The 1,889-nt window shown below is 35.0% G+C and carries 2 protein-coding genes and 1 pseudogene; 1 reads left to right on the top strand and 2 read right to left on the bottom strand.

Going from position 1 to position 1,889, the window contains the following annotated elements; all coding sequences use genetic code 11:
- Positions 1–297: pseudogene (locus FTV38_RS17300) on the top strand (hypothetical protein); the annotation flags it as partial.
- A 127-nt stretch (positions 298–424) separates the two neighbouring features.
- Here FTV38_RS17300 and FTV38_RS17295 read toward each other — a convergent pair.
- The gene (locus FTV38_RS17295; protein ID WP_179991715.1) at positions 425–982 is read right to left on the bottom strand and encodes a TetR family transcriptional regulator; all 558 of its coding nucleotides are present in this window, start codon (positions 980–982) and stop codon (positions 425–427) included.
- Positions 983–1,327 carry an SMR family transporter gene (locus tag FTV38_RS17290; RefSeq protein WP_180023023.1) on the bottom strand — a complete coding sequence of 115 codons (345 nt, stop codon included), beginning with the start codon at positions 1,325–1,327 and terminating at the stop codon, positions 983–985.
- Between the last annotated feature and the right edge of the window lie 562 nt (positions 1,328–1,889).

Below are 1,889 nucleotides of genomic sequence, written 5' to 3'. Positions count from 1 at the left end.
GCATTAAACGAAGCTACAAACAGGCTCAACTTAAAACTTATCTTTATTTTTGCCAGCACGTTTGTTGCTGTGATGATGGTGTTCATTTTGGCTATCTTTTTATACATACCAAGCAAAGACGAAATTGATGAACGTAGAGCAGATATGGCTGTACTAAAAAAATATCCGCTACAAATTCGAGAAAGTGATGGTGAAACATTGGTGAGAATAATGAGGAAAAATTGCTACTCGTTTGAACCGAGTAGTGTCAAAGAAAAAACGTATGACTGGTGTCAGATCGACCCTAAAAAATACTAGTTGATCGGTACTTTGCTTGGTTTTTCTCATTACAAATCAAATTACAGCAAGCGCAAAATTGCCCGACTTTGAAACATGGCTTTAGCCATCTTTCAAAGCATCGAGCTGAAATTTCGCATAAGAGATTTTATGTTAAATAGGTTCGATTAAGCAGATCGTCTTCTAATTTTGAACATTGCTCATCATCAATGACTCCGGTAATACTTTGTAGCCACAACCCATCTGCTGCTAAACGAAGTAACTCTAAATCAGGATGACTATCCGTTTCTGCATGTTGAGATAATCTATTTTTTAGCCATTCCATCCAAATTTTATTAAAGGTAGGCTCTGTGATCATAGTCATTGATAACGCTGACCAAGCAGAAACCACCCCATCTATTTGATGGATAAAAGGACTATGAATATAAGCTCGTGTGAATTTACCATATTCTGTTGGATCGCGTTTAATCAAGTATTCAACTGTTTGATCTAAATCAAGAATTATTTGATTGAACATTTCTTCTATCAAATTTTTTTTATTCGGGAAATGGTGAAATACCCCCCCTTTTGTTATACCTACTGCTGTAGCAATATTTTGAATAGAAACACCAGAAATACCCTTTTGAGAAACAAGAATAGTTGCCTGTTCAAGGATGCGCTTTCGAATAACCTCTGGTTGCTTCTTTTGTTGCCGAATTTCTTTCACTTAATGACCTGCTGATTGCGAAAATAAATTAATAATTATTACGCCAGATACGATAAAACCAATTCCAATTAAAGCAGGATTATCTAGTGTCTGTTTAAAAACAAAGTAGCCAACTATAGCAGTTAGAACAATCCCAACACCAGCCCATATAGCGTATGCGATACCTAAAGGGATTGTTTTAATAACTTGTGATAATAAATAAAATGCCGTGCTAAAAAAAATAAAGACCATCACGTTTGGAAAAAGTTTTGTAAACCCTTCCGATTTAACTAAAAAACTACTTCCAATCACTTCGGAAACTATTGCAAATCCAAGTAATACATAAGCGAGTAACACACTGTTCATAAGTAATCATACCTAAAATACCAATCGGAAGGTATGTTAAATTTTCAAAAAAAAATTATCAATAATTATTTTAGATTTTCTAAAATTAACATAATACACCTTATACGAAACTGATATTTATTTTCCTTAAATATCAATGTTATATTCTAATCTTAATACCCCATTCTAGCCCGTATGGGGTTTTTTTATAATTATTCACGTTCCACGCTTAATATTTAAACAATGTTCCACGTTTTTGATTAGATATTTTAATCATTCCAGTAAGAGCCGAGCGAGTGTCTACGAGCGACCACCTGGCATTAAAATTTTGCCCCTGCCTTTTCCCTGATTACAAGCTCCCTTTTGCTTCATAACGAAAGATACAGAGCATCCCGAATGGGTGCGAACTTTGGAGCTTTTGCTTTTCAAAAAGTATGAGCGAAGCGAATACATTACCAATGCTTTTGCTTTTAGATTTCACAAACAGGATTAACCAAAAACTGCCCCACGAAGCGAGGAACGAGCTTCAATAGAGTACGAGCTTTAGCGAGTACATAGGGCAGTTTTAATAGTTTTTCCCTTT

This window comes from Acinetobacter sp. YH16044, from assembly GCF_013417145.1.
GTDB classification, from domain to species: Bacteria; Pseudomonadota; Gammaproteobacteria; order Pseudomonadales; family Moraxellaceae; genus Acinetobacter; species Acinetobacter amyesii.
The sequence above is the reverse complement of the archived record's forward strand: the minus strand, read 5'-3'. Positions and strand labels throughout refer to the sequence as shown.